Annotated in this window: 23 protein-coding genes; 14 read left to right on the top strand and 9 right to left on the bottom strand. The window is 71.5% G+C overall.

Annotated elements, in window-relative coordinates; all coding sequences use genetic code 11:
- Positions 1–22: 22 nt before the first annotated feature.
- From zwf to tkt, 4 genes are all read right to left on the bottom strand, one after another.
- On the bottom strand, positions 23–1,573 hold the full coding sequence (zwf, locus tag GA0074696_RS12370; RefSeq protein ID WP_088961247.1) for a glucose-6-phosphate dehydrogenase: 1,551 nt from the start codon (positions 1,571–1,573) through the stop codon (positions 23–25).
- Positions 1,574–1,575: 2 nt separating this feature from the next.
- Positions 1,576–3,225, bottom strand: coding sequence for a glucose-6-phosphate isomerase (locus GA0074696_RS12375; RefSeq protein ID WP_088961248.1), 1,650 nt, complete (start codon positions 3,223–3,225; stop codon positions 1,576–1,578).
- A gap of 72 nt (positions 3,226–3,297) precedes the next feature.
- Positions 3,298–4,503: a transaldolase gene (gene tal / locus GA0074696_RS12380; protein ID WP_088961249.1), complete on the bottom strand. Its 1,206-nt coding sequence runs from the start codon at positions 4,501–4,503 to the stop codon at positions 3,298–3,300.
- A gap of 14 nt (positions 4,504–4,517) precedes the next feature.
- Positions 4,518–6,656 carry a transketolase gene (gene tkt, locus GA0074696_RS12385; protein ID WP_088961250.1) on the bottom strand — a complete coding sequence of 713 codons (2,139 nt, stop codon included), beginning with the start codon at positions 6,654–6,656 and terminating at the stop codon, positions 4,518–4,520.
- A 265-nt stretch (positions 6,657–6,921) separates the two neighbouring features.
- Here tkt and GA0074696_RS12390 point away from each other — a divergent pair, with 265 nt between their 5' ends.
- From GA0074696_RS12390 to GA0074696_RS12400, 3 genes are all read left to right on the top strand, one after another.
- Positions 6,922–7,875 (top strand): heme o synthase, encoded by a 954-nt coding sequence (locus GA0074696_RS12390; protein ID WP_088961251.1) that lies wholly within the window; start codon positions 6,922–6,924, stop codon positions 7,873–7,875.
- A 271-nt stretch (positions 7,876–8,146) separates the two neighbouring features.
- On the top strand, positions 8,147–8,479 hold the full coding sequence (locus GA0074696_RS12395) for a hypothetical protein (protein WP_088961252.1): 333 nt from the start codon (positions 8,147–8,149) through the stop codon (positions 8,477–8,479).
- A gap of 6 nt (positions 8,480–8,485) precedes the next feature.
- Entirely contained in the window at positions 8,486–9,400 is a 915-nt protein-coding gene (locus GA0074696_RS12400) for an ATP-grasp domain-containing protein (RefSeq protein ID WP_088961253.1), read from the top strand.
- Between the two features lie 136 nt (positions 9,401–9,536).
- Here the strand turns inward: GA0074696_RS12400 and GA0074696_RS12405 are convergent, their stop codons facing one another.
- On the bottom strand, positions 9,537–10,379 hold the full coding sequence (locus GA0074696_RS12405) for an IS5 family transposase (protein ID WP_157745753.1): 843 nt from the start codon (positions 10,377–10,379) through the stop codon (positions 9,537–9,539).
- Positions 10,380–10,633: 254 nt separating this feature from the next.
- Entirely contained in the window at positions 10,634–11,590 is a 957-nt protein-coding gene (locus GA0074696_RS12410) for a COX15/CtaA family protein (protein ID WP_172894270.1), read from the bottom strand.
- A 128-nt stretch (positions 11,591–11,718) separates the two neighbouring features.
- On the opposite strand from GA0074696_RS12410, the gene GA0074696_RS12415 reads away from it, so the two are divergent.
- The 8 genes from GA0074696_RS12415 to GA0074696_RS12450 all read left to right on the top strand — a co-directional run bounded on the left by GA0074696_RS12415 (position 11,719) and on the right by GA0074696_RS12450 (position 18,508).
- Positions 11,719–12,441 carry a helix-turn-helix transcriptional regulator gene (locus GA0074696_RS12415; protein ID WP_088964518.1) on the top strand — a complete coding sequence of 241 codons (723 nt, stop codon included), beginning with the start codon at positions 11,719–11,721 and terminating at the stop codon, positions 12,439–12,441.
- On the top strand, positions 12,438–13,868 hold the full coding sequence (gene sufB / locus GA0074696_RS12420) for a Fe-S cluster assembly protein SufB (RefSeq protein WP_088961255.1): 1,431 nt from the start codon (positions 12,438–12,440) through the stop codon (positions 13,866–13,868). The genes GA0074696_RS12415 and sufB overlap by 4 nt, the downstream gene beginning before the upstream one ends.
- 90 nt (positions 13,869–13,958) lie before the next feature.
- A complete protein-coding gene (sufD, locus tag GA0074696_RS12425) occupies positions 13,959–15,101 on the top strand; it encodes a Fe-S cluster assembly protein SufD (RefSeq protein ID WP_088961256.1) in 1,143 nt (380 codons plus the stop codon).
- Positions 15,101–15,427, top strand: coding sequence for a non-heme iron oxygenase ferredoxin subunit (locus GA0074696_RS12430; protein WP_088961257.1), 327 nt, complete (start codon positions 15,101–15,103; stop codon positions 15,425–15,427). Before sufD ends, GA0074696_RS12430 begins: the two co-directional genes overlap by 1 nt.
- Entirely contained in the window at positions 15,427–16,200 is a 774-nt protein-coding gene (gene sufC, locus GA0074696_RS12435; protein WP_088961258.1) for a Fe-S cluster assembly ATPase SufC, read from the top strand. The genes GA0074696_RS12430 and sufC overlap by 1 nt, the downstream gene beginning before the upstream one ends.
- Before the next feature lie 19 nt (positions 16,201–16,219).
- On the top strand, positions 16,220–17,524 hold the full coding sequence (locus GA0074696_RS12440; RefSeq protein ID WP_088961259.1) for a cysteine desulfurase: 1,305 nt from the start codon (positions 16,220–16,222) through the stop codon (positions 17,522–17,524).
- Positions 17,524–17,997, top strand: a complete 474-nt coding sequence (sufU, locus tag GA0074696_RS12445; RefSeq protein WP_088961260.1) for a Fe-S cluster assembly sulfur transfer protein SufU — start codon at positions 17,524–17,526, stop codon at positions 17,995–17,997. Before GA0074696_RS12440 ends, sufU begins: the two co-directional genes overlap by 1 nt.
- Before the next feature lie 76 nt (positions 17,998–18,073).
- Positions 18,074–18,508 (top strand): metal-sulfur cluster assembly factor, encoded by a 435-nt coding sequence (locus tag GA0074696_RS12450; protein WP_088961261.1) that lies wholly within the window; start codon positions 18,074–18,076, stop codon positions 18,506–18,508.
- A 72-nt stretch (positions 18,509–18,580) separates the two neighbouring features.
- Here GA0074696_RS12450 and GA0074696_RS12455 read toward each other — a convergent pair whose 3' ends face one another.
- On the bottom strand, positions 18,581–19,711 hold the full coding sequence (locus GA0074696_RS12455; RefSeq protein WP_407940607.1) for an IS30 family transposase: 1,131 nt from the start codon (positions 19,709–19,711) through the stop codon (positions 18,581–18,583).
- Positions 19,712–20,040: 329 nt separating this feature from the next.
- Here GA0074696_RS12455 and GA0074696_RS12460 point away from each other — a divergent pair, with 329 nt between their 5' ends.
- Positions 20,041–20,664, top strand: a complete 624-nt coding sequence (locus tag GA0074696_RS12460; protein ID WP_088961263.1) for a LysE family transporter — start codon at positions 20,041–20,043, stop codon at positions 20,662–20,664.
- A 10-nt stretch (positions 20,665–20,674) separates the two neighbouring features.
- Here GA0074696_RS12460 and GA0074696_RS12465 read toward each other — a convergent pair whose 3' ends face one another.
- Complete coding sequence (locus tag GA0074696_RS12465) at positions 20,675–23,953, bottom strand: penicillin acylase family protein (protein ID WP_088961264.1); 3,279 nt, start codon at positions 23,951–23,953, stop codon at positions 20,675–20,677.
- Between the two features lie 129 nt (positions 23,954–24,082).
- Here GA0074696_RS12465 and GA0074696_RS12470 point away from each other — a divergent pair, with 129 nt between their 5' ends.
- A complete protein-coding gene (locus GA0074696_RS12470; protein ID WP_088961265.1) occupies positions 24,083–24,742 on the top strand; it encodes an acVLRF1 family peptidyl-tRNA hydrolase in 660 nt (219 codons plus the stop codon).
- A 109-nt stretch (positions 24,743–24,851) separates the two neighbouring features.
- Entirely contained in the window at positions 24,852–25,538 is a 687-nt protein-coding gene (locus GA0074696_RS12475; RefSeq protein ID WP_088961266.1) for a TMEM175 family protein, read from the top strand.
- A 113-nt stretch (positions 25,539–25,651) separates the two neighbouring features.
- Here GA0074696_RS12475 and ypfJ read toward each other — a convergent pair whose 3' ends face one another.
- Complete coding sequence (ypfJ, locus tag GA0074696_RS12480; protein ID WP_088964519.1) at positions 25,652–26,566, bottom strand: KPN_02809 family neutral zinc metallopeptidase; 915 nt, start codon at positions 26,564–26,566, stop codon at positions 25,652–25,654.
- Between the last annotated feature and the right edge of the window lie 140 nt (positions 26,567–26,706).

Below are 26,706 nucleotides of genomic sequence, written 5' to 3' on the forward strand. Positions count from 1 at the left end.
CTGTGTCCGATCATCCGCGCGCTCATGCCCGCCGCCAGGCGCGGCCCTCGCGCGCCAGCATCTCGTCGGCCGCCCGGGGCCCCCACTCGCCGGCCCGGTACGGCTCCGGCTTGGTGCCCGCCCAGGCGTGCTCCAGCGGGTCCACCACCTGCCAGCTCTGCTCCACCTCGGCGGCGTCCGGGAAGAGCGTCCGGTCGCCGATCAGCACGTCCAGCACCAGCCGCTCGTACGCCTCGGGGCTGGACTCGGTGAACGCCTCGCCGTACTGGAAGTCCATTGCGATGTCCCGGACCTCCATGGTCGTGCCCGGCACCTTGGAGCCGAACTTCAGCACCACGCCCTCGTCGGGCTGCACCCGGATGACGAGCTGGTTGGGGCCGAGCGACTCCATGTCGGCCGCGTTGAACGGCAGGTGCGGCGCCTTCTTGAACACGACCGCCACCTCGGTGACCCGGCGGGGCAGTCGCTTGCCGGCCCGGATGTAGAACGGCACCCCCGCCCAGCGGCGGTTCTGGATGCCCAGCTCCACGGCGACGTACGTCTCGGTGGTCGAGTCCTCCGGGACGCCCTCCTCCTCCAGGTAGCCGAGCGCCCGCTCGCCGCCGACCCAGCCGGGCAGGTACTGCCCGCGCACGGTGCCCCGGGAGATGTCCTTGGGCAGGGTGATCGCCTTGAGCACCTTCAGCTTCTCGGTCCGGATCTCGTCGGCGTCGAAGCTGGTCGGTTCCTCCATCGCCACCAGGGCGAGGAGCTGGAGGAGGTGGTTCTGGAGCACGTCCCGGGCGGTGCCGACGGAGTCGTAGAAGCCGGCCCGGGTGCCGATGCCGACGTCCTCGGCCATGGTGATCTGCACCGAGTCGACGTACTTGGAGTTCCACAGCGGCTCGAACAGGTTGTTGGCGAACCGCAGGGCGAGGATGTTCTGGACCGTCTCCTTGCCCAGGTAGTGGTCGATCCGGAAGACGTCCTGACGGGTGAAGACGTCGTCGACCAGGTCGTTGAGCTCCTTGGCCGACGGCAGGTCGTTGCCGAACGGCTTCTCCACCACCACCCGGCGCCAGCCGCCGGACTTGGCGTTGTCGGCCATCCCGGTGCGGGCCAGTTGCTTGAGCACCACCGGGAAGGCCGTCGGCGGGATGGAGAAGTAGAACGCGGCGTTGCCGTGGATGCCGTGGCTGTCCCGCAGGTCGTCGAGGGTGGCGGCGAGGTGGTCGAAGGCGGCGTCGTCGTCGAACGAGCCACCGACAAACTTGATGTTGCCGGCGAGCCGCGACCAGACCTCCTCCCGCCAGGGGGTACGGGCGTGCTTCTTGGCCGCGTCGTGGGCCAGCGACTCGAAGTCGCCGTCGCCCCAGTCCCGCCGGGCGAAGCCCAGCACCATGAACCCGGGCGGCAGCAGGCCCCGGTTGGCCAGGTCGTAGACCGCTGGCAGCAACTTCTTGCGCGCCAGGTCACCGGTGACTCCGAAGATCACCAGAGCGCAGGGCTCCGGGATCCGGGGCAGTCGCCGGTCCTGCACGTCGCGCAGCGGGTTCACGCCGCCTCCTCGCTCCGTCTGGTCCATGTAGTCCATCGTCACGCCCGCCATCGTCCGATCGCTTCCAGCAGCTGGGCCAGGCCCGCCGACCTGTCGGTCAGGTGCAGGCGTAGCACGGGTCGGCCCCGGTCGGCCAGCGCCTGCCGGTCGCCGGCGGCCTGCGCCGCCTGCAGCTCCCCGAAGGAGTACGGCCGACCCGGTACCGGGAGATCAACGTGCACCGCGCCGGTGAGCTGAAGGTAGCTGCCGACCGGCGGGCCGCCCTTGTGGTACTGCCCGGTGGAGTGCAGGTACCGGGGGCCCCAGCCGAAGGTGACCGGCCGCCCGGCGGCCTGTGCCAGCAGCGGCCGCAGCCGTGCCGCCGCCGCGTCGTCCACCCGGTCCAGGTACGCCGTCACGGCGAGGTAGCCCGCGTCACCGGCGCCGTCCACCAGGTGGCGCAGCGCGCCGGTGAGATCGGCGGGCGTGCCCGGCGGGGCGTACACCTCGATCGCGCCCTCGGTGGACGAGGGCGCCTGCGCCGGCGGTCCGGATTCCAGGATCCGCCGGGTGATGTCCTTGCTCGCGGCGACGTCCGGCTGGTCGAACGGGTCGACGCCGAGCACCACCGCCGCGACCGCGGTCGCGTACTCCCAGGTCAGGAACTGGGCCCCGAGGGGGCCGTTCACCGCCAGGTCGGGTTCGCAGCCGCCGCCGGGGACGTCCCCGGCGGCCAGCGCGCCACCGTGGCTGACGGTCAGCACGTCCGGTCCGGTCGCCCCCGGCGCCTGCGGGGACTCCACCACCACGGGCAGGACGCCGAGCCCGGCCTTGCCGGTCGACTCGGCGAGCAGCTGCTCGATCCAGTCGCCCAGGCCGTCCAGGCCGGTGCCGTCGGGGACCAGGGCGACCTTGTCCCGGCCGGTGGTGGCCGCCGCGGCGATCGCCGCCCCGAGCGCCAGGCCCGGATTGTCCCGGTCGGCGCCCAGCGCGGCCGACACCGCCTCGGCGTCGTCCAGCAGCTCGGTGACCTCCACCCCGGCCAGCGCGGCGGGGACCAGGCCGAACGCGGTCAGCGCCGCGTACCGCCCGCCCACCTGCGGGTCGGCCGGCAGGACCACCACGCCCATCTCGTCGGCGGTCGCCTCCAGCGGGGAGCCCGGGTCGGTGACCACCACGAAGTGCCGGGCCGCCTCGGCCTCGGTCATCCCGGCGTCCAGGAACGCCTGCCAGTACGCCCGGCGGTGGCTGTCGGTCTCCACCGTCGTGCCGGACTTGCTGGCCACCACGACCACCGTGCGCTCCAGCCGGTCGGCCAACGCCGCCCGGACCCGGCCCGGGTCGGTGGTGTCGAGCACGGTCAGCGGCCGGCCCAGGGTGCGCGTGATGGTCTCGGCGGCGAGCGAGGAACCGCCCATCCCGGCCAGCACCACATGGTCCAGGTCGGCCAGTTCCGCCGCCAGCTCGGCGAGCTGCGGGAGCAGCTCCCGGCTGCGGCGGTGGGTGTCCAGCCAGCCGAGGCGGGTCTTCGCCTCCTCCTGGACGGCCGGCCCCCAGAGTCCGGGGTCCCCGGCGGCCAGCCGGGCCGGGACGTCCCGGCCGGCCAGCGCGTCCCGCACGGACGCGGGCGCGGACTTGTCGACCGCGTCCGCGCCGTGCACGGCCAGCCCGGCGGCGACATCCGCCGGGCCGGCCAGCAGGTCACCCATGTCGCCACCCGGGCCGGGTGGCGGCGTGGAGCGTCGCGGGGCCGGTCCCCGCGACGCGTCCGACGCTTTCCGTCACGCGTTGCCCCCGGCCTGCTCGGCGGCCTGCGCGCTGCCCTTGGCGGCCTTGTTGGGGGCGCCGGTGCCCTGCGCGGCGGCGGTGAGCGACCTGCGCACCCCGTCGAGCAGCTCCAGCCAGCTGGCCTCGAACTTCTCCACGCCCTCCCGCTCCAGGGTGAGGATCACGTCGGACATGTCGACGCCCACCGACTCCAGGTCGGTGAAGACCTTGCGGGCCTCGTCGTACGCCCCGGTGATGGTGTCGCCGCCCCGGGTCTCGCCGTGGTCGGCGTAGGCGTGGATGACCGACTCCGGCATGGTGTTGACCGTGCCGGGGGCGATCAGCTCCTCGACGTAGATGACATCCCGGTAGTCCGGGTTCTTCGTCGAGGTGGACGCCCACAGCGGCCGCTGCGGGTGGGCGCCCGCGTCGGCCAGGACCTGCCACCGGTCGGAGGAGAAGACCTTGCCGTAGCGCTCGTACGCCAGCCGGGCGTTGGCGACCGCCGCCCGGCCCTTCAGTCCCAGCGCGCGCTCTTTGCCTGCCGCGTCCGCGGCCTCGCCGGCCATGCGATCCAATCGCTTGTCGACCTCGGTGTCGACCCGGGAGACGAAGAACGACGCCACCGACCCGATCTTGGACAGGTCGTGGCCGTTCGCCTTCGCCTGCTCCAGACCGGCCAGGAACGCCTCCATCACCTGCGAGTAGCGGTCCAGGCCGAAGATCAGCGTCACGTTCACGCTGATCCCCTGAGCGAGGGTCGCGGTGATCGCCGGCAGCCCCGCCTCGGTGGCCGGGATCTTGATGAAGAGGTTGGGTCGGTCGATCAGCCACCACAGCGCCCCGGCCTCGGCGACCGTCTTCTCCGCCTCGTGGGCCAGCCGCGGGTCCACCTCGATGGAGACCCGGCCGTCGACACCCCCGCTCGCGTCGTACGCCGGCCGCATCACGTCACAGGCCCACCGCACGTCGTACGTGGTCAGCATGCGGACGGATTCCTCGACGTCCACCCCACGGATGGCGAGGTCCTTCAGTTGCCAGTTGTACTCGTCCGCGTCGCTCAGCGCCTTGGCGAAGATGGTCGGGTTGGACGTCACCCCGACCAGGTGCTTCTCCCGGCGCAGCTGGTCCAGCCCGCCGGAGCTCAGTCGCGTCCGGGAAAGATCGTCGAGCCAGATCGCCACACCCGCGGCGCTGAGCTCACCCAGCCTGTCCGTCATGCCGTCCGCTCCCCTCAGTTGCCGGTCGTGAAACCGGTGATGTCGCCCACCCGGGTCAGCGCCGCGTGCGCGGCGGCCACGATCCGGTCGGGGGTGAACCCGAACTGCTCGAAGAGCACGGTGTGCGGGGCGCTCGCGCCGTAGTGCTCCAGGCTGACGCTCTCGCCGCACTCGCCGACGATCCCGCGCCAGGACATGGCGATCCCCGCCTCCACGCTCACCCGTGCCTTTACCCCGCGCGGCAGCACCGACTCCCGGTACGCCTCGTCCTGCTCGTAGAACCACTCCTGGCAGGGCATCGAGACGACCCGGGTGGGGGTGCCGTCCGCCTCCAGCCGCTCCCGGGCGGTGAGGCAGAGCTGCACCTCCGAGCCGGTGCCGACGATGATCACCTGCGGCTTGCCGGTGGACGCCTCGGCCAGCACGTAGCCGCCCTTGGCGACGCCCTCGGCGCTGCCCAGCGTCGCCCGGTCCAGCGTCGGCAGCGCCTGACGGCTCAGCGCCAGCGCGGTCGGCCGGTCGGTGTGCTCCAGCGCCTGCCGCCAGGCCCAGACGGTCTCGTTGGCGTCCGCCGGGCGGACCACGTCCAGGCCGGGGATGGCCCGCAGCGCGGTCAGGTGCTCCACCGGCTGGTGGGTCGGGCCGTCCTCGCCCAGGCCGATCGAGTCGTGCGTCCAGACGTAGACCACCGGCAGCTTCATCAGCGCCGCCAGCCGGACAGAGGGGCGCATGTAGTCGCTGAACACCAGGAAGGTGCCGCCGTACGGGCGGGTGCCGCCGTGCAGGGCGATGCCGTTGAGGATCGCTCCCATGGCGTGCTCACGGATGCCGAAGTGCAGCGTGCGGCCGTACTCGTGGCCCGGGAAGTCCTTGGTGGCGTGGGTGGCCGGGATGAACGACGGCTCGCCCTTCATGGTGGTGTTGTTGCTCTCCGCCAGGTCGGCCGAGCCGCCCCAGAGCTCCGGCAGCACCGGGGCGAGCGCCTCCAGCACCTTGCCGGAGGCGGCCCGGGTGGCGACGCCCTTGGCGTCGGCGGGGAAGGTCGGCAGGGCCTCGGTCCAGCCCTGCGGCAGCACCCGGCCGGCCATCCGCTCCCGGAGCGCCTTGCGCTCGGGGTTGGCCTGCGACCAGGCGTCGAACGCGGTCGTCCACTCCCGCTGGGCGGCCTCGCCGCGGCCCATCACCTGGCGGGCGTGGCCCAGCACCTCCTCATCGACCTCGAAGCTCTGCGCCGGGTCGAAGCCGAGCAGCTGCTTGGTGGCGGCCACCTCGTCGGCGCCGAGCGCCGAACCGTGGATCTTGCCGGTGTTCTTCTTGTTGGGCGCGGGCCAGCCGATGATGGTGCGCAGCGCGATGAAGGAGGGACGCCCGGTCTCCGCCTTGGCGGCCAGCAGCGCCTGGTGGAGCGCCGCCACGTCCTCGTGGTAGTCGCCCTGGTCGGCGTCGCCCGTCCGCCAGTCGACGGTCTGCACGTGCCAGCCATACGCCTCGTAGCGGGCCGCCACGTCCTCGCTCTTGGCGATCCGGGTGTCGTCCTCGATGGAGATCTCGTTGTCGTCGTAGATCACCGTGAGGTTGCCGAGCTGCTGGTGCCCGGCGAGGGAGCTGACCTCGTGGCTGATGCCCTCCTCGATGTCCCCGTCGGAGGCGATGCACCAGATGTCGTGGTCGAAGACCGAGCCGCCCGGCTCGCTCTCCGGGTCGAACAGGCCCCGCTCGCGGCGGGCGGCCATCGCCATGCCGACCGCGTTGCCCAGGCCCTGGCCGAGCGGGCCGGTGGTGGTCTCCACGCCGGGGGTGTGCCCGTGCTCCGGGTGCCCGGGGGTGAGCGAGCCCCACTGCCGCAGCGACTGCAGGTCCTCCAGGGCGAGGGGGTAGCCGGAGAGGAAGAGCTGGATGTAGAGGGTCAGGCTGGAGTGCCCGGCGGAGAGGACGAAGCGGTCCCGGCCGGGCCAGTTCGGGTCGGCCGGGTTGTGGCGCATCACCCGGTTGAAGAGCAGGTACGCCGCGGGCGCGAGGCTCATCGCGGTGCCCGGGTGGCCGTTGCCGGATTTCTCCACGGCGTCCATGGCCAGCACGCGGACGGTGTCGACGGCCCGGCGGTCGAGGTCGGTCCAGTTGAGTGCGGGGTGCTCGGGTCGGTTGGCAGCCACGATGGTTGTGCTCCTCGGCAGATGGGCGGAACCCTCACTGATGACCCTATCGAGCGGCCCTAAACGTCCGCCCGGGGATCACTCCACCCTGTTGGGTACGGGTCGGACCCGTCTGGCCGTTCACCCCGTCGGTGTGACGGCCCGCACCGTTCTCGGGTCGCCCGGGCAGCCAAAACGACGACGCGTAGTCTGTGGGTCGGTGTGTGGACCCTCCCCGGGTCCCGCCGACCTGATCACCCCTGCCGATGCCGGAAGGTGGCAATCCGTGAGCATGATCACCGAGCGCCCCGTCAGCAACTCTGCCGGGCAGCCGCCGGTGCGCACGGTGGTCGCGGAGCCGGCCCGCCGCGACGTCCGGGCGGTCGTCGCCGCGTACGTCGCGCTGACCAAGCCCCGCATCGTCGAGCTGCTGCTGGTCACCACGGTGCCGGCGATGATGCTCGCCGACGGCGGCCTGCCGTCGTTGTGGCTGGTGGCCGTGGTCCTGGTCGGCGGCTCGCTCGCGGCCGGCGCGGCGAGCGTGATCAACTGCTACATCGACCGGGACATCGACCAGCTGATGCGGCGGACGAAGCGCCGCCCGCTGCCGGCGCACACCGTCTCGCCGCGCAACGCGCTCGTCTTCGGCCTGGTGCTGGCGGTGGTGTCGGTGGTCCTGATGGCCGCCTTCACCAACCTGCTGGCGGCCGGGCTGACCCTGGCGGCGATCGTCTACTACGACGTCGTCTACACGCTCTGGCTCAAGCGGACCACCCCGACGAACACCGTCTGGGGCGGCGCCTGCGGGGCGGCCCCGGTGCTGATCGGCTGGGCGGCGGTGACCGGCTCGCTGGCGCCGCAGGCGTGGGTGCTCTTCGGCGTGGTCTTCTTCTGGCAGATGCCGCACTTCTATCCCCTGGCGATGAAGTACAAGGACGACTACGCCCGGGCGGGCATCCCGATGCTGCCGGTGGTGGCCTCGGCCCGCCGGGTCAACGCCGAGATCCTGACCTTCGCGTGGATCACCGTGCTGCTCTCGCTGGCGCTGTGGCCGATGGGGATGAGCCCGATCTACGGTGTGCCGACCCTGGTGGTGGGCGGGATCTTCGTGGTCGAGGCGCACCGGCTCTGCCGCCGGGTGACCCGGGGCGAGGCCGTCAAGCCGATGCGGCTGTTCCACTGGTCGACGACCTACCTGACCATCCTCTTCGCCGCCGTCGCCCTCGACGCGCTGATCTGACCCCCCGGGCGGCCGTTGAGCGGCACCGGGCGGGCTGCCGGGCTGGTTCGTCGCGGTCCGGACCATGAATTTCCTGAGTCGGTTTTCGGTCTGAGTTCCATCGCCTCAACTCGGACTCATTGGGGCGATCCGGGCCGCCCGATTCGCCTTCATTTATCCGACAAGTGCGGGCGAATTACCTGTGGTCTTCCTTAAACCCGTAGGTAATTGGCATCACAAATAGTTCATCCTTCTCGCACGTTCGGGGGCATGTCTGCTTAGGCTTCCCGTCATGGCAGATGGTTCCGATTCGACGCTGACGGCTGAGCAGACCGCCGAGCAGGCCCCCAACGGGCTGGTCTCGGGCATCAAGTCGTTCGCCGCCGGCCACGGTGGCGCCAAGGCGGTCATCGAGTACGTCGGCAAGCGTGGCGCACGGATCGTCCTCGTCGGCGAGGACGGGGCGTGGGCCGACCAGTTCGCGGACGACACCGTCGTCGCGCGGCAGGCGTGCGCCAAGGCGGGAGTCACCGTCGAGAACGCCTGGGAGCGTGAACTGATGGACCAGATGCGTCCGAGCAACGACCTCTGGCGGTCGATGGCCCGGCGCACGATGGCCCGTTGACATAAATTGACCAACCACCACCAGTCGACCCGGGGGGAACCCCGGGTCGCTCTCGTCACCTGTGACCGGCTCGCCGACCTCGACCCGGACGACCGACTCGTACTCGCCCCGCTCGCCGCCCGCGGCGTCACCGCCGAGGTGGCCGTCTGGGACGACCCGCGGGTCGACTGGGCCGGGTACGACCTGGTCGTGCTCCGCTCACCCTGGGACTACGCGCTGCGCCGCGACGAGTTCGTCGCCTGGGCGCAGAGCGTGCCGGCCCTGGTCAACCCCGCCGACGTGGTCCGCTGGAACACCGACAAGCGCTACCTGGGCGAGTTGTCGGCGGCCGGCGTGCCGGTCGTGCCGACCTCCTGGGTGGCGCCGGGGGAGTCCTGGCGACCGCCCGCCGACGCCGGCGAGTACGTCATCAAGCCTGCGGTCAGCGCCGGCAGCCAGGACACCGGCCGCTATGACCTGGCCGACCCGGGGCACCGCGAGCTGGCCGCCGCGCACGTGCGGCGGCTGTCGGACGCCGGCCGGCTGACCATGGTGCAGCCGTATCTCCACGCCGTGGACACGGCCGGTGAGACGGCGCTGCTGTTCGTGGCCGGCCCGCGGGGGCTGGCGTTCAGCCACGCGATCCGCAAGGGCGCGATGCTGGACGGTCCGGATCTCGGCGTGGAAGGGCTCTACAAGCCCGAGGAGATCAGCGCCCGCACCGCCGGTGCCGACCAACTGGCCGTCGCGGAGCGGGTCCTGGCCGAGGTGCCGGGCGGGTCCGAGCGCCTGCTCTACGCCCGGGTGGACCTGATCCCCGGGCCGGACGGCGCGCCCGTCCTGGTGGAGCTGGAGCTGACCGAGCCGTCGCTCTTCCTCGGGTACGCCGACGGCGCCCCCGACCGCCTCGCCGACGCCATCCTCACCCACCTGCCCCACTAACCCCACCCCACCCCACCCCGCCCCCAACCCCCTCGTCCCCAGCAAATACAGAGAAAGAGTGGCTATCCGAGCCGGAATAGCCACTCTTTCTCTGTAAGAGGGCGTCTGATTCACGTAATTTGTGAGTGATGCGCTTTTAGGTGTCTCGCCAGGTTGGGGTGGTTTCATTGGTGAGTCGTCTGGCGAGGTTGTCGATCATGGCGATGCGGATCATGTTGGCGGAGTTCCCGGGCAGGGCTTCGTAGTCGCGGGCCAAGCGCCGGTGGAGCATGATCCAGCCCAGGGTTCGTTCGACGACCCAACGGCGTTTGACCACGGAGAACCCTTTGACGTGTGGGTCTTTGGCGACGACCTCGACGTCGATGCCGAGGGTGGCGCCGTGTTCGATGACCTTGTTCTTGAAGCCGGCGTCGACCCAGGTTTTGGTGAGGGCTGGGTGGGTGGCTTTGGCCTGTTCCAGCAGGTCGATACCGATGGTGTTGTCGCTGGCGCTGGCGCTGGCGGCGGTGACGATGACGGCGAGGAGCAGGCCGAGGGTGTCGGTGACGATGCCGCGTTTGCGTCCGACGATCTTCTTGCCGGCGTCGATGCCCTGCGTGGCGGCAGATGCGTTGGTGGAGGTCTTCACGCTCTGGGTGTCGATGACGCAGGCCGACGGTTGCGTGGTGCGTCCGGCCCTGGCGCGGGCCAGTGCGGTGAGGTCGTAGTTGAGCTGGGTGAAGATGCCGTCGCCGGTCCAGGCGGTGAAGTAGCCGTAGACGGTCTGCCAGGGCGGGAAGTCATGCGGCAGGTAGCGCCAGGCGATGCCGGTGCGGTTGACGTAGAGGATGGCGTTGAAGATTTCCCGCAGGTCGTGGGTGGCGATACGTCCGCCGACGCCGGCGTCGGTGCGGGCCTGGCGCCAGGCGGTCAGCCGTGGCGCGATCAGCGCCCAGCGGGCGTCGGACAGGTCAGAGGGGTAGGCGGGTCGCTCGGCCATGCCGTAGGTCTACTGTGGACGAGGCGCGGTGGATCGCACCTGGAGTCCGACGATACGAGAGCTTTCCTGAACCAGACACGTTCTGCGGAACGAAGCTGGCATATCGATGCGGCATCAGCCGGGGCAAATGGTGTCCATAGCCATGAGTCGACCGCGCTGCTAACCTCGGCATCGGCGGGCCGAATGCCGTCAATCACATGCAGACAAGATTAAAACGCCCACTAAGAGCGCCCTCAGGGGGGCGATGCGGGCCGTCAGGCGGGGGTGGGGATGCGGGCGGTGGAGGTGGTGGCCGGGACGGGGGCCGGGCGGCGTTCGCGGGTCGACCAGAGCACCGACAGGGTGGCCAGCAGCACCAGGCAGGAGCCGAGCATGTGCGCGCCGACCAGCAGCGCCGGCAGGTCGGTGAAGTACTGCACGAAGCCGATCACGCCCTGACCCAGCTCCACCGCGACCAGCACCACGGCGGCCCGGGCCGGGCCGGCGGCGCCGACCCCCCGGAACGCGAAGATCAGCGCCACCGAGAGCCCGAGCAGCAGGAACACCGCGTCGGCGTGCACCTGGGAGATCTGTTCCGGGTCGAGGCCGTTGCGGGCCGCACCGCCGTCGCCGGCGTGTGGGCCGCTGCCGGTCACCCAGGTGCCCACGACCAGCACCGCGACGCTGACCACCGTGGTGAGCGCCGCGAGGGTGCGCAGCGGGCCGGGCACCACGGCGACCGCGGGGCCGTCCGGGTCCTTGATCCGCCGCCAGAGCGCGTACGCGGCCGCGATGACCGCCGTCGAGGCGAGGAAGTGCAGCCCGACCACCCACGGGTTGAGGTTGGTCAGCACGGTGATCCCGCCGATCACGGCCTGCGCGGGGATGCCGAGGAACACTGCCACCGCCAGCCCCAGCAGCCCCTTTCGGCGCGGCCGGTACGCCAGCACCGCCAGCACGGTGGCCAGCGCGATGAGGCCGACGGCGAAGGTGAGCAGCCGGTTGCCGAACTCGATCACCCCGTGCACGCCCATCTCGGCGGTGGTGTGGTACGACTCGTCCGTGCACCGCGGCCAGGTCGGGCAGCCGAGTCCGGAGGCGGTGAGCCGGACGGCCCCACCGGTCACGACGATGGCCACGTTCGCCACGATCGAGGCGTACGCGAGGCGGCGCAGCAGAGCGGTGGAGACCGGGAACCGGACGGATCGCTTCACGGAGCGAATCCTACGCACCGTAGTGGAGCACGATCGGGTGACTCCGCCGGCCCGGTGTCAGGGATCACCGGGGGCCGGGTTTGCGGGGCTCCGGCGAATTACGTAACGTTGGCGTTGTGAAAAACGTGGCGGCGCTCCCTGAGCACCTGTCGGCGACCGCACCGGTCGCCGGTACCGCCGCGTCCACCGACCTCTCCACCCGGGACCGGGTCACCCAGCTGCTGCTGGAGCGGGGGGCGACCACCGCCGCCCAGCTCGGCTCGGCGCTGGGGCTCAGCCCGGCCGCGATCCGCCGGCACCTCGACGCGATGCTCGCCGACGGTGACGTGGTCGCCCGCGAGCAGGCCGTGCGCGGCAGCCGCGGGCGCGGTCGTCCGGCGAAGGTCTTCCTGCTGACCGAGGCCGCCCGGGTCCGCTGCGGCACCCACCACTACGACAACATGGCCACCGCGGCGCTGCGCTGGATCGCCGGCAACGGCGGGCCGGAGGCGGTCGCGGCGTTCGCCGCCGACCAGGTCGACGCGTTGGAGGCCCGCTGCCGGGCCGCCATGGAGGACGCCGGGGACGACCCGCTCGCGCGGGCGGAGGCGCTCGCGAGCGCCCTCACCGCCGAGGGATACGCTGCCAACGCGTCCACGATCGCCTCCGGCGGCCAGCTCTGTCAGCACCACTGCCCGGTGGCGCACGTGGCCGCCGAGTTCCCCCAGCTGTGCGAGGCCGAGACCGCGGTGATCTCCCGTCTGGTCGGCACCCACGTGCAGCGCCTGGCCACCATCGCGCACGGCGACGGGGTGTGCACCACGCACATCCCGGCCCAGCCGCGTGCCCAGTCCGGTAACACCGTCACCACTGTGAGGACAGATAGATGACCGAGCAGATCGTCCAGCCCCTGACCCAGGAAGAGCAGCTCGCCGCCCTCGGTCGCTACGAGTACGGCTGGTCCGACTCCGACGTCGCCGGCGCCGGCGCGCAGCGCGGCATCAACGAGGCGGTGGTGCGGGACATCTCGGCCAAGAAGAACGAGCCGGCCTGGATGCTCGACCTGCGCCTGAAGGGGCTGCGGCTGTTCGGCCGCAAGCCGATGCCGGCCTGGGGTGCCGACCTCACCGGGATCGACTTCGACAACATCAAGTACTTCGTGCGCTCCACCGAGAAGCAGGCCACCAGCTGGGAGGACCTGCCGGAGGACATCAAGAACACCTACGACCGGCTGGGCATCCCGGAGGCGGAGAAGCAGCGGCTAGTCGCCGGTGTCGCGGCGCAGTACGAGTCCGAGGTGGTCTACCACAAGATCCGTGAGGACCTCGAGGAGCAGGGTGTCCTCTTCCTGGACACCGACACCGCCCTCAAGGAGCACGAGGACGTCTTCAAGGAGTACTTCGGCACGGTGATCCCGGTCGGCGACAACAAGTTCGCCGCGCTGAACACCTCCGTGTGGTCCGGTGGCTCGTTCATCTACGTGCCGAAGGGCGTGCACGTGGATATCCCGCTGCAGGCCTACTTCCGGATCAACACGGAGAACATGGGCCAGTTCGAGCGCACGCTGATCATCGTCGACGAGGGCGCCTACGTGCACTACGTCGAGGGCTGCACCGCGCCGATGTACTCCTCCGACTCGCTGCACAGCGCGGTGGTGGAGATCATCGTCAAGAAGAACGCGCGCTGCCGCTACACGACCATCCAGAACTGGTCGAACAACGTCTACAACCTGGTCACCAAGCGCGCCGTCTGCCACGAGGGCGCGACCATGGAGTGGGTCGACGGCAACATCGGCTCCAAGGTGACCATGAAGTACCCGGCGGTCTACATGACCGGCGAGCACGCCAAGGGCGAGGTGCTCTCGGTGGCGATGGCCGGCGAGGGCCAGCACCAGGACGCCGGCGCCAAGATGGTGCACGCCGCGCCGCACACCTCCTCCACCATCGTGTCCAAGTCGATCGCCCGGGGCGGCGGCCGCACCTCGTACCGGGGTCTGGTCCAGGTGCTGGAGGGCTCGCACCACAGCCGGAGCACGGTCAAGTGCGACGCGCTGCTGGTCGACACCATCTCCCGCTCGGACACCTACCCCTACGTCGACATCCGCGAGGACGACGTGGCGATGGGGCACGAGGCGACCGTCTCCAAGATCAGCGACGACCAGCTCTTCTACCTGATGAGCCGCGGTCTGAGCGAGGACGAGGCGATGGCGATGATCGTGCGCGGCTTCATCGAGCCGATCGCCAAGGAGCTCCCGATGGAGTACGCCCTGGAGCTCAACCGCCTGATCGAGCTGCAGATGGAGGGCGCGGTCGGCTGACGCCGCCGCCCCGCGTGGCGGGCCGGCAACCCCGGCCCGCCGCACCAGGCCCCGACCTCGTCGTTCCGGAACAGACAGACCAAGGAAGAGATGACTACCCAGGCTTCCGCGCCGCCCAGCACCAAGACGCAGGCGCTCCGCTCGTACGACGTCGCCGACTTCCCGGCCCTCACCGGCCTGGAGGAGGAGTGGCGCTTCACCCCGCTCAAGCGCCTGCGCGGGCTGGTCGGCGGGGCGCAGGCCGCCACCGCCACGGTCCGGCACGAGTACGGCGACCTGCCCGAGGGCGTCACCGTCGGGCGGATCGGCGCGGACGACCCGCGGGTGGGCAGCGTGCTCACCCCGGTCGACCGGGTCAGCGCCCTGGCGTACGGCGGCGCGGGGGACGCGCTGCTGGTGGAGGTCGCCCGGGACGCCGTGGTCGGCGCGCCGGTGACCCTGCGGGTGGTCGGCGACGGCGCCGATCAGCTGGCCTTCGGACACACCTTCGTCGACGTGGGCCGGTTCGCCGAGGTCACCCTGGTGCTGGAGCACGTCGGCTCGGCCACCCTGGCCGACAACGTCGAGGTGTCGGTGGCCGAGGGCGCGAAGCTGATCCTGGTCACCGTCGCCGACTGGGCCGCCGACGCGGTGCAGGCCCAGCACCTCAAGGTCAAGCTGGGCCGGGACGCCAAGGTGACGCACATCCAGGTCAGCCTCGGCGGCGACCTGGTCCGGCAGTACACCTCGGTGGAGTACACCGGCCGGGGCGGCGAGGCCGAGCTGTACGGCGTCTACTTCGCCGACGGCGGCCAGCACCTGGAGCACCGCCAGCTGGTCGACCACAACGTGCCGGACTGCCGTAGCTACGTCGGCTACCGGGGCGCCCTGCAGGGCGACGACGCGCACACCGTCTGGGTGGGCGACGTGCTGATCCGCGCCGAGGCGACCGGCACCGACACGTACGAGATCAACCGGAACCTGCTGCTCTCCGACGGCGCGCGGGCCGACTCCGTACCCAACCTGGAGATCGAGACCGGGGAGATCGCCGGCGCCGGCCACGCGAGCGCGACCGGCCGCTTCGACGACGAGCAGCTGTTCTACCTGATGGCCCGGGGCATCCCGGAGGGCGAGGCCCGTCGCCTGGTGGTGCGCGGCTTCTTCGCCGAGCTGATCAACAAGATCCCGGTCGAGGAACTGCGCGAGCGGCTCGGCGACACGATCGAGGCCCGCCTCACCAAGGCCGGGGCGTGATGATCAAGATCTGCTCGACCGAGGACGTGCCGAAGGGCACCGCGATCAGCGCCGACGTGGACGGCACCCAGATCGCCATTGTGCACGGCGAGGACGACAACTTCTACGCCGTGTACGACGAGTGCTCGCACGCCGCGGTGGCCCTCTCCGAGGGCGAGGTCGACGGGTGCACGCTGGAATGCTGGCTGCACGGATCCCGTTTCGACCTACGGACGGGTGAGCCCACCGGGCTCCCCGCCACCGAACCCGTTCCCGTCTATCCCGTCGAAGTCCGCGACGGCGACATCTACGTCAGCCTGACGCCGAGCAATGGAGTGACCCGATAATGAGCACCCTGGAGATCCGCGACCTGAAGGTGTCGGTCAAGCTGCCCGAGGGTGAGCTCAAGCCGATCCTGGCCGGTGTCGACCTGACCGTCCGCTCGGGCGAGACCCACGCGATCATGGGGCCGAACGGTTCCGGCAAGTCCACCCTGGCGTACTCGATCGCCGGCCACCCCAAGTATGAGATCACCAGCGGCTCGGTGACCCTCGACGGCGAGGACGTGCTGGCCATGTCCGTCGACGAGCGGGCCCGCGCCGGGCTCTTCCTGGCCATGCAGTACCCGGTCGAGGTCCCCGGCGTCTCGGTCGCCAACTTCCTGCGTACCGCCAAGACCGCCATCGACGGCGAGGCGCCGAAGCTGCGCACCTGGGGCGGCGAGCTGCGCGGCGCCATGGAGCGCCTCCAGATGGACCCGGCGTTCGCCCAGCGCAACGTCAACGAGGGCTTCTCCGGCGGTGAGAAGAAGCGGCACGAGATCGTGCAGCTGGAGCTGCTCAAGCCGAAGATCGCCATCCTCGACGAGACCGACTCCGGCCTCGACGTGGACGCGCTGCGCGTGGTCAGCGAGGGCGTCAACCGGGTCCGCGACACCGGCGACACCGGCGTGCTGCTGATCACCCACTACACCCGCATCCTGCGCTACATCAAGCCGGACTTCGTGCACGTCTTCGTCGCCGGCCGGATCGTCGAGCAGGGCGGGCCGGAGCTGGCCGACAAGCTCGAGGCCGAGGGCTACGAGCGGTACGCCGCCGGGGCCGGTTCGGCGCGGGCCTGACACGACAGGGGCCGCTGAGATGACCACCATCGCGATCCCGTCCGGGATGCCGCAGTACGACGACGTGCCACGCTTCGACGTGGCAGGAGTGCGCGCCGACTTCCCGATCCTGGACCGGGAGATCAACGGGCACCGGCTGGTCTATCTCGACAGCGCCAACACCTCGCACAAGCCGCGTCAGGTGCTCGACGTGCTCGCCGAGCACTACGCGGTGCACAACGCCAACGTGTCGCGCTCGGTGCACACCCTGGGCACCGAGGCGACCGAGGCGTACGAGGGGGCGCGGGCGAAGGTCGCCGCGTTCATCAACGCGCCGAGCGTGGACGAGGTGGTGTTCACCAAGAACTCCACCGAGGCGATCAACATCGTGGCGTACGCGTTCTCCAACGCCTCGCTGCGACCCGACGCCGACCCCCGGTTCCGCCTCGGCCCGGGCGACGAGGTGGTGATCTCCGAGATGGAGCACCACTCGAACATCGTCCCGTGGCAGCTGCTCTGCGAGCGCACCGGCGCGACCCTGCGCTGGTTCCCGGTCACCGACAACGGGCGGCTGGACGAGTCGGGGCTGGAGGAGCTGGTCACCGAGCGGACGAAGATCGTCTCGCTGGTGCACGTCTCCAACATCCTCGGCACGGTCAACGCCACCTCCCGGATCACCCAGCGGGTCCGTGAGGTGGGGGCGCTGCTGCTGCTCGACTGCTCGCAGTCGGTGCCGCACATGCCGATGGACGTGGTCGACTACGACGCCGACTTCATCGTCTTCACCGGCCACAAGATGTGCGGCCCGACCGGCGTCGGCGTGCTCTGGGGCCGGGGCGAGCTGCTCGCCGCGATGCCCCCGGTGCTCGGCGGCGGCTCGATGATCGAGACGGTGTCGATGGCGCGCTCGACGTTCGCCGCGCCGCCGGCCCGGTTCGAGGCCGGCACCCCGCCGATCGCCGAGGCGGTCGCGCTCGGCGCGGCGGTCGACTACCTCACCGGCGTCGGGATGCGCGCCATCCAGTGGCACGAGAAGGAGCTGACGGCGTACGCGCTGGACGCCCTCGCCACCGTGCCGGGGCTGCGCGTCTTCGGCCCGACGGTGCCCGTCGGCCGGGGCGGGACGATCTCGTTCGCGCTCGGTGACATCCACCCGCACGACGTGGGGCAGGTCCTCGACTCGCTCGGCGTGCAGGTGCGGGTGGGGCACCACTGCGCGAAGCCGGTGTGCACCCGGTTCGGCGTGCCGGCCATGACGCGGGCGTCGTTCTACCTGTACACCACCACGGAGGAGATCGACGCCCTGGTGGCGGGGCTCGAGCAGGCGCGGAAGGTGTTCGACTGATGCAGCTCGACCAGCTCTACCAGGAGATCATCCTGGACCACTACAAGCACCCGCACGGCCGTGGCCTGCGCGAGGCCGACCCGGACGCCCGGGTCGCCGAGGCGCACCACGTCAACCCGACCTGCGGTGACGAGATCACCGTCCGGGTGGCCACCGACGGCGACACCCTCGACGACATCTCGTACGACGGGATGGGCTGCTCGATCAGCCAGGCGTCGGCGAGCGTGCTGCACGAGCTGCTGCGCGGCCGGGGTGCGGGTGAGGCGTTCGCCGTGCACGAGGCGTTCGTCGAGTTGATGTCCGGGCGTGGCCAGGTCACGCCGGACGAGGACGTACTCGGTGACGGGGTGGCTTTCGCGGGCGTCGCCCGCTACCCCGCCCGGGTCAAGTGCGCGCTGCTGCCGTGGATGGCGTTCAAGGACGCCGCGGCACGCGCCGGCGTGGGCGTGAGCCCGACGGAGGTGAAGGCATGAGCGAGCGTCAGCGAGCGAATGATCGTTGCAGTCTGATGGTGCCTCATGGCGTCACGGAGCGAAGCGGAGTGAGGGCATGAGTAGCGAGGACACCGCCACCGCGGCGACGCCTGAGGCCGGTGACGCCGCCACGACGCCGGCGACCGGCGCTGTGGCGACCGACGGCGCCGCGACGCAGGCGGGCGGCAAGGCCGCCGTCGCCGACATCGAGGAGGCGATGAAGGACGTCGTCGACCCGGAGCTCGGCATCAACGTGGTCGACCTCGGCCTGGTGTACGGCGTGCACGTCGACGACGAGAACGTCGCGACGCTGGACATGACGCTCACCTCGGCGGCCTGCCCGCTGACCGACGTGATCGAGGACCAGGCCCGGCAGGCGCTGACCACCGGCCCCGGCGGGGGACTGGTCAACGACATCCGGATCAACTGGGTCTGGCTGCCGCCGTGGGGCCCCGACAAGATCACCGATGAGGGGCGCGACCAGCTCCGCTCCCTCGGCTTCAACGTCTGACCCCGCGCCGGCTGGCCGGACGAAAGGCCTCGACCTCAGGGGCGGTTTCGAGGGGTCGTTGCAACACGAGGTCTAGCTGGTGACGGCTAGGAGCTTAGCGAGGCGCTCGGCTGGGTTGTCCCAGCCGAGCGTTTTGCGTGGGCGGGCGTTGAGTTCGGCGGCGACGGCGGCGAGGTGTTCGCGGGTGTGGACGGCCAGGTCGGTGCCTTTGGGGAAGTATTGGCGCAGCAGTCCGTTGGTGTTCTCGTTGGAGCCGCGTTGCCAGGGTGAGTGCGGGTTGCAGAAGTAGACCGGCATGTCCGCGGCGATGCTGAACTCGTGGTGCATGGCCATTTCCGCGCCTTGGTCCCAGGTCAGAGACCGTTTCAGGTGGTGCGGCAGGGTGGCCATGGCGGCGAGCAGGCCGTCACGGACCAGGTTGGCGCTGCGGCCGGCGCCCAGGTGCACGAGCAGGACGTAGCGGGTGGCGCGTTCGACGAGGGTGCCGATCGCGGAGCCGTTGTCCTTGCCGATGATCAGGTCGCCTTCCCAATGACCCGGGACGGCACGGTCGTCGGCCTCGGCGGGCCGCTCGCTGATCATCACCATCGGATGAGTGAAACGGGGCTGGCGCTGCCCGGGCTGACGGCGCGGGCGTCGCACCACCCGGCCGGTGCGCAGCGCGGCGCTCAGTTCCCGGCGCAACTCGCCGCGGCCCTGGACGTAGAGCGCCTGGTAGATCGTTTCGTGTGACACGTGCAGCTCGCTTCGCTCGGGAAAGTCGCGGCGCAGCCGACGGCTGATCTGTTCCGGGCTGTGCTTGCAGTCGAGCATGCCCTGCACCAGGGAACGTAACTGCGGGCAGGCGGCGATCTTGCCGAGCTTCGGGCGAGGCCGCCGACTGTCGGCGCGTTGCTGGGCCGCGTAGGGCTGGTAGTCGCCGCTGTCCGGATGCCGGTTGCGGCGGGTCTCCCGGCTGATCGTGCCCGGCGACCGTCGCAACTCAGAGGCGATCGCCGCCTGAGAGGCACCCTCGCACAGCTGGTCAGCGATCACGATCCGCTCGTCCTGTGACAGATAGCGGCCCGACACGGCCGAAGGCCGGGCAGCAGGACGAGATACGTCCTGCTGCCCGGCCTTCGCCTGGCTCAAGCGCCCGTAGCGCCAGCGGTGACCAGTCTTGCGATTGATCCCGACCAGCCGACACGCTTCACTCGTACTCACACCCCGCGTCACAAGATCCAAATATGCCTGGCGCTCCGCGCGAAGCTTCTTACGACCCTGCGGCCGACGATCCCCACGGATCTCGAACACTGCAACCCCTGATCAGGTCAGGCATTGCAACGATCCCTAGAACCCAGGCAGGTCGGGGCCTTTGTCGTGCCTGCGGCCGCACGCGCCGACGGATAACCGGTGGCGTGGCCGGACGGCGTCCGGCGACAATCGCTGCGTGATCGAGTCGAGGTCGTCCCGCACCGTCCCTGTCGCCGCGGCCATCGCCGCCGGGCGACAGCGGCCGGTGCCGCGGCGGCTGCGACCCGGTACCCGCCGCCATGGGTGACGCGCTGCTCGCCGGCCTGCTCGCCGGCTACGGGGTGGCGGTGCCGGTCGGGGCGATCGCCATCGTGGTCATCGGGCTCACCGCCCGTACCTCGTTGCGGGTCGGCGCCGCCGCCGCCCTCGGGGTGGCCGCGGCGGACGGCCTCTACGCCGCGCTGGCCGTGCTCGGCGGCGCGGCGCTCGCCGGCCTGGTGCGCCCGGTGGCGACCCCGCTGCGCTGGTCGGCCGTCGTGATCCTGCTCTTCCTCGCCGGGCAGCTCGCCGTGGGGGCGCTGCGCCGGCACCGTCGCCCGGCCGGGCCGGCGCGGGCCGAGCGGGGGCTGGCCACGCCGGGCCGGGCGTTCGCCGGGCTGCTGGCGCTCACCCTGCTCAACCCCATGACCATCGTCTACTTCGTGGCCCTGGTGATCGGCCGGCACGCGTCCGGTGGGTGGACGCCCGCCGGCCAGGTGGCCTTCGTGGCCGCGGCGTTCGCCGCCTCGGCGAGCTGGCAACTGCTGGTGGCCGGCGGCGGCTCGCTGCTGGGCCGGCTGCTCACCTCCGACCGTGGCCGGCTGGTCACCGCGCTGCTGGCCAGCGCGCTGATCGTGCTGCTGGCGCTGCGGATGCTCTGGTGAGCCGGCCAACTCAGTGCGGGTACACCTCCAGTTCCCAGAGCGAGAAGCCGTAGGAGGTGGCCCGGGTCAGCCCGACCATCCGCACGTAGCGCGCACTTGTCGCGGCGAACCGGTCGTTGTCGGTGCCACCGTCCCCGACGGTGGTGGACCAGACCGTCCGCCAGGCGGCGCCGTCGGTGGAGACGTCGATCCGGTACGACCGGGCGTGCGCCGCCTCCCAGCGCAGCACCGCGCGGGCCACCGGCCGGACCGCACCGAGGTCCACGGTGATCGACTGGTCGTCCGACCAGCCGCTCGACCACCGGGTGCCCGGATCGCCGTCCACCGCCCGGCTGGCCGGGAAGAAGAGCTGGCTGCTGGAGGCGGTGACCGGGCGGCCGGCGGCCAGGTTGGTCAGGTCGTCGCCGCGGTGGGCCGGGAACGACACGACCTGCTGGTAGGTCGGCCGGTTCTGCCAGGCGACGACGGGCTGCTTCAGCCCGCCGAGCGGGGACTGCACGATGGCGTCGGCGCACCACTGGTCGCCGGCCGCGCAGCTCGCGTCGCCGGGATAGACCTCGGTCGCCGGTCGGGCGGCGGCGCTGCGCAGCGTGTCCAGCAGGATCTGCCGGCAGGCGGCCAGGTCGCCGCCGCCGCAGTACCGGCGGTCCGACCCGCCGGGCACCGGCTCGCCCAGCACGGCGCGCAGGTCGGCGTCGACGTACCCCCACCAGCCGTACTGGAACGACGAGCCCTTGTGCCCCTGCGCCTCGTTGGCCGAGGTGGGCAGGGTGGACTCGTCGCCGCGCTGCTGCCCGGACGGCGACTCGTTGATCTGCATGGCGTTGACCAGCGCCTGGTACAGCTCCGGGCCGAGAGGTGCCTTGAACTGGCCGTTGACCAGCAGCGGCCACCAGGCGTCGAAGATCCGGATGGCGTCCGCGTGCCGGTACACCTTGGCGCCGGGGGCCGTCTCGACCCGCAGTGCGCCGTCGGCGCGCCAGGCCCGCAGCTCGCCCACCACGGCGGCCAGGTCGGTGTCGGTGACCGGCTGGCTCTCCAGCACCCGGATCAGCTCGTCGAGCACCTCGGCGCCGCGCAGGTCGGTCAGGCCGGCCCGCTCGACCAGCGAGGTCAGTGTGGCCCGGTCGAAGGTGCGCCCGTCCGCCAGCGCCGCCCGGATCGGCCGGTCCAGCAGGTTCACCCGGTGCACCGGGCCGAAGCTGAAGTTGCCGTCGGCGGCCCCGAAGTCCTTGGCCTGCTTGTTGTTCCAGCTCACGTAGTAGTCCTGGTTCGCCGAGTACGGATGCTCGGCCGGGGGCTGGTACGCGGCGGTGTTGGCGGCCGGGTCGAAGTCGCGCCACTCGTACGCCGGATCGGCCTTCATCGGCAGGTTCGGGTCGGACCCGGCCGCGCGCACCGGGTTGAGCCCCGAGTTGGCGTACGCCGACTGGGTCGAGTTCAGGTAGAACCAGTTGAACGCGTACCCGATGGTGCCGGCGGACTCGCGGAACGCTGCGGCGTCGCCCATCGCGGCCGGGTCGTTGAACATCTGGAAGCCGATCGCCGAGTCCGCCTCGTGCCGGTAGGTGGAGCGCAGGTGGGTGAAGGCGTGCGGCTGGCCGCCCACGGTGCCCCGCCAGGCGACCAGGCCGAGCGCGGTGCGCCGGGCGACCAGCCGGTACGACCCGGCGGCGGTGCCGTCGGCGAGGGTGGGCCGCCAGGCGTTGACGTGCGAGAGTTCCTCCATCGGCTGGCACCGGCCCCGGTAGCGGTAGTGGTTGCTGGCCAGGGTGGGTGCGCTGCCGTCCACCGTGCACAGCGGCAGGGCGTAGGTGTCGGTGATGTCGTGGGCCGACGAGGTGGCGCTCCAGGCGTAGTCCTGGCCCCGGCCCAGCAGCACGTAGAGGTTGAGCCCGGCGAAGGCGGCGCCGCGCGCGCTGATCCCCGGCCCCTGCAACTCCTGCACCATCAGCAACTGGGGGGAGAAGTAGCCGGTCTGCGGCCCGAACACGGCGATCGGGTGGCCGGTGGCGGAGTGTTCGGCCGAGATCACCGCGGCGTTCGACATGCCCCGGCTGGCCCGGCCGATGGTCAGCCCGGAGAGCGCGGCGGCCAGCTCGGACGGTCCGCCGACGGCGGCGTCGGTGGCCCCGCCGGTGGCGTCGCTGACGATGGGTTCCACCCGGGCCGAGCCGCCGTCCGGCAGCACCACGCTGGCCGCGTTCGCGGGGGCGTCGCCGTACGGGAAGCTCTGCCCGTCGTGCAGGGTCAGCACCGTCTCCGGGTTCTCCTGGCTGCGGAAGGCGGTCCAGACCCGGTCGCCCTCGACCACGCCGTAGCGGGCCCGCGCGGCCAGCCGGACCAGCGCCGACTGCATCTCGTTGCCGCCCCCGCCGCCGAACAGCCCGCCCACCACGCCGGCGATGGCGATCAGGTCGGTCGTCCGGAACGGCTCGGGCCCGCCGGCGTTGGTGACCGCGTCCAGGTGTCCGGTGAGCACGTACTCGCCGGGGCAGTTGCGGTGCGCCATGCAGTGCCCGATGTAGGCGTTGATACCGGCGATGTACTCCTGCACGTCGCTGTAGAGCTGCTCGCCCCGGGGACCCTTGTGCCGCAGCGCCTCCACCTGCGCCGCCAGGTCCGCCTCGGTGTACGGCGAGTTGCGCCAGACGCTCTGCTCCAGCGCCCGGTTGCCGGGCGCGCCCCCGGCGAACGGGGTGAGGGTGCCCCGCCCGACGTGGCGCAGCAGGTCGATGGTGAACAGCCGGTCCTCGGCGCCGGCGTAGCCGGCCCCGAACATGGTGCCGCCGCGGGTGCTGCCGGTGACGTGCGGGACGCCGGTCGCCCGGTCGCGCACGATGGTCACGTCGGCGCGCGGCGAGTAGCTGCGCTCGACCTGATCGGCCGGGACGCCGAAGCCGGCGTCGTTGAAGAACGCGCCGAGCTGGTCCTCGCGCAGCCCCGCGTAGCCGTAGACCAGGTCGGCGTACCGGCCGAGCTGGTCACCGGCGTGCCGGGGCAGGGTGCCGAGGGTCTGGTTGGCGAGCACCTCGACGAGGGTGGCGTTGCCGTTCTGCCCCGGCGGCAGGATGTCCGAGCACTCGCCGAGACAGTGGTCGCCGGCGGCGAAACCGCTGGTGGTGGCGGTGGCGGCGGTGGGCGCGGCGGTGGGCGCGGCGGCGGCGGGGGCGGTGGGGGAGACGGTGAGCAGGGCCGCCACGGTGACCGTCGCCGCGGCGGCGGCGGTCAGCCGGCGGGCGGCGGCGCGGCGGGCGGGGTGCGGTGGGACGGGACCGCGTGGCTGCATGGGTACCTCCCGGACGGAGGGGTGGATCCGAGAAACATTCGGTTACCGGATGGTAAGCGTTCATCGATGCCCGTGAAAGCCCCTGAGCCGGGCGCCGCCCGGGGTCCCGCAATTCGGTACCGTTCGGCCATGACCAGTCGACCCGCAGCCGGGGGTGGCCGGTGGGTCGAGGTCGACCCGACCCGCGTCGCCCGCTGGGTCGAGGGCTTCGCCGACCGGCACGGCCCGCCCACCACCACCGATGTCGGGTACGGGCTGCTGCTCGCCGCCCCGGACGGCGCGACCGCCGAGCTGCACACCCCGCCCGGAGCGCCGCCCACCCGGGACGTACCCGAATTCGTGGCCGCCGCGGCCGAGCCGCGCCGGATCGGCCTGCTGCTGGCCCGCAAGGGCGCGGTGGCGGTCGGCGTCGCGGTGGGGGAGAAGCTGGTGGTCTCCAAGGTGGACACCCGCTACGTGCAGGGCCGCACCGCCGCGGGCGGGTGGTCCCAGCAGCGCTTCGCCCGGCGGCGGGACAACCAGGCGAAGGCGGCCCTCGGCGACGCGGCGGAGCTGGCCGTACGGCTGCTGCTGCCGGAGGCGGCGACGCTGCGCGCGCTGGTCTGCGGCGGCGATCGGCGGGCCGTCGACACCGTGCTCGCCGACCGGCGGCTGGCCCCGCTCGCCGCGCTGCGGGCCGAGCGGCTGCTCGACGTCCCCGAGCCCCGGCACGCGGTGCTGGTCGCCGCGATCGCCGGGGCCCGCGCGGTGCGGATCCTGGTCCGCGACGCCGCACCCGACGCCGCCTGAGCCGCTGCGGCCCGTCATTCCTCCGGCCGAGGGTTGTCAGCAACCCGGGGCAGGACCTGCTCGGTGTGGCGCGACCAAGTCGTTGCGTTCCGGCCGCTAGCCTGCGGCAATGGCCGCACGCGAGGGGGCCGTGCCGGCGGCGCAGGGCACGACGACGACCGACACCGACCGGATGACGGCGTTCAGCGACGGGGTGTTCGCGATCGTCATCACCGTCCTGGTGCTGGAACTTCGCCCACCGGCGTACGAATCCGGTGGGCTGCTGGACGCTCTGCTGCACGAGAAGGCGGCCTACCTCGCCTTCGTCATCTCGTTCGTCTACATCGGTGTGCTCTGGCTGAACCACCACGCGTTGCTGCTACTGGTCGGCCGGACGAACCTCGCGCTCAACTGGATCAACCTCGCCCTGCTGCTCGGCGCCGTGATCATCCCGTTTCCCACCGCGGTGCTCGCGTCGGCATTCGCCCATGCGGGCGCCGCCGACCAGCGGGTGGCGGTGGTCCTGTACGCATTGTCCGCCGCGCTGATGTCGGTACCCTGGCTGGCCTTCTTCGCCTACCTGGAACGCCACCCCGCACTGCTGGCACCCGACATCTCCACCGAGCACCTGCACGCCCAGCGGGCCCGCCCCGTCACCGGCATTTTCCTCTACGGCAGCAGCGCGGCACTCGGCTGGTTCGTCGACCCCGTGGTGGGCCTGATCGGGATCATCGTCATGATCATCTATCACGCCGTCACGAGCCAGGGACTCAAGCGGCGCAGTCACCGGCGGCTGCCGGGTCGACGGCGAACCTGACTCGACGACAGCCATTCCGGCCGGACGCGGCCGGAACCGGTGACCCGGAAACGCCACGGCGGCCGGTGGGTGGGGACCCACCGGCCGCCGCCGGGCACTTTGGACCGGGGCGCTCAGCGGCTGCCGCCGAAGGTGTCGCAGGACTTCGGGTCGCCGCTGTCGTAGCCGCGGCTGAACCACTCCTTGCGCTGCGCGGACGAGCCGTGGGTGAACTCCTCCGGGTTCACCGGGCGGTTCGCCCGCTCCGAGATGGCGTCGTCGCCGATCTTCTCGGCGGTGTCGATCGCCTGCGCGATGTCCTGCTCGGTGACGCTCTTGAAGATCTTCTGGCCCTTCGCGTCGGCGGTGCCGGTGGCGTTCTTCGCCCAGGCGCCCGCGTAGCAGTCGGCCTGCAGCTCCAGCTTCACCGACAGCGCGTTGGCGTTGTCCGGGTCGCGCTGCTGCTGGCGGCGCATCTGCGCCTCGGTGCCGAGCAGGTCCTGCACGTGGTGGCCGTACTCGTGGGCCAGCACGTACGGCTGGGCGAACTCGCCCTGCGCGCCGAGCTGGTCGGCCAGCACCCGGTAGAAGGTCAGGTCGATGTAGACCAGGTCGTCGGCCGGGCAGTAGAACGGGCCGACGCCGGAGTCGGCCTGGCCGCAGCCGGTGTTCACGCCCTGGCTGAAGAAGACCGTCTTCGACGGCCGGTACTGCTCGCCGAACTTCTCCGGCAGCGCGGCCTGCCAGTACGCCTGGATCGAGTTGACGTACGCGGTGTTGCGGCAGTCCAGCTGCTGGAGCGCGTCGTCGGCCGAGCACTTCTGCTGCAGCGACGTGTTGTCGCCCTGCTCACCGCCGCCGCCGTTGGTCGCGGCGTTCAGCCCGAAGCCGCCGCCGACCAGCGCGACCAGTACGGCGATGATGATGCCGACGATCCCTCCGCGACCGCCGCCGATCGGGATGGGGATGCCCATCCCGCCGCCCCCGCCGGACCCTCGCCGATCGTCCACCTGACTGGTGTCGACCTGCGCGTTCTCGTTCAGCTCCATGTTGACCCCGATCACCGATTCATCACGTTTGCTGGTTGCGGTACCGGACCGGGTCCGGACGGCGTTTCGGTACCCGATGATCTTGCTCGGTAATCCGGGGAGGGCGCGGAAGCCGGCCCGGTACACTTGCCTCGTGCTGC

The sequence above is a fragment of the Micromonospora purpureochromogenes genome (genome assembly GCF_900091515.1).
GTDB classification, from domain to species: domain Bacteria; phylum Actinomycetota; class Actinomycetes; order Mycobacteriales; family Micromonosporaceae; genus Micromonospora; species Micromonospora purpureochromogenes.

What these genes read in the sequence shown, in the direction of transcription:
- GA0074696_RS12395 (WP_088961252.1), top strand. Translation starts at nt 8,147, where the DNA reads ATGGCAGATGGTTCCGATTCGACGCTGACGGCTGAGCAGACCGCCGAG.
- GA0074696_RS12465 (WP_088961264.1), bottom strand. Translation starts at nt 23,953, where the DNA reads ATGCAGCCACGCGGTCCCGTCCCACCGCACCCCGCCCGCCGCGCCGCC.
- GA0074696_RS12475 (WP_088961266.1), top strand. Translation starts at nt 24,852, where the DNA reads ATGGCCGCACGCGAGGGGGCCGTGCCGGCGGCGCAGGGCACGACGACG.
- sufD (WP_088961256.1), top strand. Translation starts at nt 13,959, where the DNA reads ATGACTACCCAGGCTTCCGCGCCGCCCAGCACCAAGACGCAGGCGCTC.
- GA0074696_RS12430 (WP_088961257.1), top strand. Translation starts at nt 15,101, where the DNA reads ATGATCAAGATCTGCTCGACCGAGGACGTGCCGAAGGGCACCGCGATC.
- GA0074696_RS12405 (WP_157745753.1), bottom strand. Translation starts at nt 10,379, where the DNA reads ATGGCCGAGCGACCCGCCTACCCCTCTGACCTGTCCGACGCCCGCTGG.
- tal (WP_088961249.1), bottom strand. Translation starts at nt 4,503, where the DNA reads ATGACGGACAGGCTGGGTGAGCTCAGCGCCGCGGGTGTGGCGATCTGG.
- GA0074696_RS12440 (WP_088961259.1), top strand. Translation starts at nt 16,220, where the DNA reads ATGACCACCATCGCGATCCCGTCCGGGATGCCGCAGTACGACGACGTG.
- sufB (WP_088961255.1), top strand. Translation starts at nt 12,438, where the DNA reads ATGACCGAGCAGATCGTCCAGCCCCTGACCCAGGAAGAGCAGCTCGCC.
- zwf (WP_088961247.1), bottom strand. Translation starts at nt 1,573, where the DNA reads ATGGACTACATGGACCAGACGGAGCGAGGAGGCGGCGTGAACCCGCTG.
- GA0074696_RS12375 (WP_088961248.1), bottom strand. Translation starts at nt 3,225, where the DNA reads ATGGGTGACCTGCTGGCCGGCCCGGCGGATGTCGCCGCCGGGCTGGCC.
- sufU (WP_088961260.1), top strand. Translation starts at nt 17,524, where the DNA reads ATGCAGCTCGACCAGCTCTACCAGGAGATCATCCTGGACCACTACAAG.
- GA0074696_RS12470 (WP_088961265.1), top strand. Translation starts at nt 24,083, where the DNA reads ATGACCAGTCGACCCGCAGCCGGGGGTGGCCGGTGGGTCGAGGTCGAC.
- GA0074696_RS12450 (WP_088961261.1), top strand. Translation starts at nt 18,074, where the DNA reads ATGAGTAGCGAGGACACCGCCACCGCGGCGACGCCTGAGGCCGGTGAC.
- ypfJ (WP_088964519.1), bottom strand. Translation starts at nt 26,566, where the DNA reads ATGGAGCTGAACGAGAACGCGCAGGTCGACACCAGTCAGGTGGACGAT.
- GA0074696_RS12460 (WP_088961263.1), top strand. Translation starts at nt 20,041, where the DNA reads ATGGGTGACGCGCTGCTCGCCGGCCTGCTCGCCGGCTACGGGGTGGCG.
- sufC (WP_088961258.1), top strand. Translation starts at nt 15,427, where the DNA reads ATGAGCACCCTGGAGATCCGCGACCTGAAGGTGTCGGTCAAGCTGCCC.